We start from the raw sequence: 2,009 nt of genomic DNA, 5'->3' as shown, positions 1-2,009 counted from the left end.
CCCGCTAGGGTCAATAAACTTCGACGGCTTGTTGGCCACATACGTATACAAATTCAAACTAAGGGGATTCCCTAGATCCCCTTCATACGTATCCTTATTAATAAACCGCCCTATACTCGGATCATACCATCTTGCGAGCAAATACTGTAGATTCGTATCTGTGTCCCAGTACTCTCCCGATATTCGGTACTTGCTCCTCCTGGGTTAATGGATTGCCCCAGATATCTTACGTATAACGGTTCAGAACATCTCCTTACGGATCGAACCACTTTTCGATTTGATGTCCGTTCGGATCCATGATCGTGATTTTATTAAGTGTCATCATCGTAGGCGACTGGTATGTTTTATAAAGGGTGTATTATTCAACACTTTTTACGTGCGAACAAATTAGGGGAATATCATAGTGGGCTGATGATGATTAAGTTCGTTTGGACATAACCGCCCGATTCATTCGGCACTGGGTGGGGGTAAAAAGATGACCTTGAGGATTACCGCCCTCAAGGTCATTTCGGCAATCGCATTAATCTTGACGAATTATATAGCAGGTATTAAACAAAGCAGGTATTAAACAAAACCTTTCCCTCTTCTAATAGAGTCCAAAATTCGTCCGGCGACATAACACCACATATTATTTCTCTGTCTTCACTCTGATACCTTGCCAAAAGCATTACAGTTTTTATTGGGGACTGTTCAATAAGATATGAGATTATTTTTTTAACATCTTCTTCAAAATCTTTTTTGATTATAAGTGGTGTTAAATGATATTTAATGTCTTCATCATTTATCCAATACGGAAGTGCAGTATCATCTTGGATGTGTTTAAAATCAGAGTCGCAAAAAGAGGCATATACCACCCCTTCGTCCTCTTTAATAAGAGAATACCAAATCCCGGAGGTTTGTGTCATGAATGGATAAATGGTATGGTATCTCTCTCCGTGGGTCTGTCAAGATTTTTGTGTAAACCCCTGTTTAGCGTAAGTGCTGGCCAACGCGGTCCGGAAAGAAAACGGACAACTGAAGAAGCATTTGTCCCCAATTTTGAACACGGCCTGTCCATTTACGGACTACGTCCATAGTGGCCAGATAGAGCATCTTAAGCAGCGCTTCGTCGCTTGGAAAAATACTCTTTCCCTTCGTTACTTTGCGAAGCTGACGGTGATAACTCTCGATGATGTTGGTGGTGTAGATGAGCTTACGGATCTCCGGGGGATACTTGAAAAAGGTTGCTAGTTCATCCCAATTCTTACGCCATGACTGGATAATGAGGGGGTATTTCGTTCCCCAGATTTCTTCGAACCGATCGAGTTCGACAAGTGCGGCTTCCTCGGTTGCAGCCTTGTAGATCGGCTTCAGGTCAGCCGTTACCTTTTTCAAATCTTTGTAGGAGACGTAACGGGTTGGGTTGCGAATCTGGTGAATAATACACTTCTGATTCTCCGTCTGCGGGTAGCAAGCGGCGATGGCTTGGGAGAAACCGTTCAGGTTGTCCACACAGGTAATGAGAATGTCCTGGACGCCTCGGTTTTTCAGCTCATTTAAGACGCTGAGCCAGAGCTTAGCGGACTCATTCTCGCCGATCCACATGCCCAGCACATCCTTATTTCCGTCCAGATCGATCCCTATGACCATGTAGGCTGCTTTGTTCACAATGGCTCCGTCCTGCTTGACTTTAAAGTGGATAGCATCTAGAAAGACAACGGCGTAGACACCTTGCAGTGGTCGATTCTGCCACTCTTTGATGAGTGGAACGATCTTATTCGTAACATTGGAAATGAGAGTTGGAGAAACCTCAAGGCCGTACAGGTGCTGAAGATGATCTTGAATATCCCGAGTGCTAACGCCTTTGGCATATAGCGCAACGATTTGATCCTCAATGCCTGTCACATTCGACTGATGCTTCTTCACGACCAGCGGCTCAAACTCACCCAAACGATCACGCGGAACCATGATTTCCTGTTCGCCGTACTCGCTGACTACCGTTTTCTTGCTTTTTCCGTTTCGGCTGTTTG

The 2,009-nt window shown here is 44.5% G+C and carries 2 protein-coding genes and 1 pseudogene; all 3 read right to left on the bottom strand.

All coding sequences use genetic code 11. The features are described 5' to 3' along the window. Nucleotides 1–253 (bottom strand): annotated as a pseudogene (locus A372_RS39385) (RHS repeat-associated core domain-containing protein); the annotation flags it as partial. Nucleotides 254–548: 295 nt separating this feature from the next. Beyond that, entirely contained in the window at nt 549–854 is a 306-nt protein-coding gene (locus tag A372_RS32750) for a hypothetical protein (RefSeq protein WP_019418912.1), read from the bottom strand. A gap of 115 nt (nt 855–969) precedes the next feature. Next, nucleotides 970–2,009: IS256 family transposase (locus A372_RS0100530; RefSeq protein WP_019418911.1), on the bottom strand; the 1,040-nt coding region annotated here is incomplete at its 5' end.

The organism is Paenibacillus sp. OSY-SE, assembly GCF_000283315.1.
In the GTDB taxonomy this organism is placed as follows: domain Bacteria; phylum Bacillota; class Bacilli; order Paenibacillales; family Paenibacillaceae; genus Paenibacillus_B; species Paenibacillus_B profundus.
Note: the sequence above shows the minus strand (reverse complement) of the source record. Positions and strands in the feature narration are given on the sequence as shown.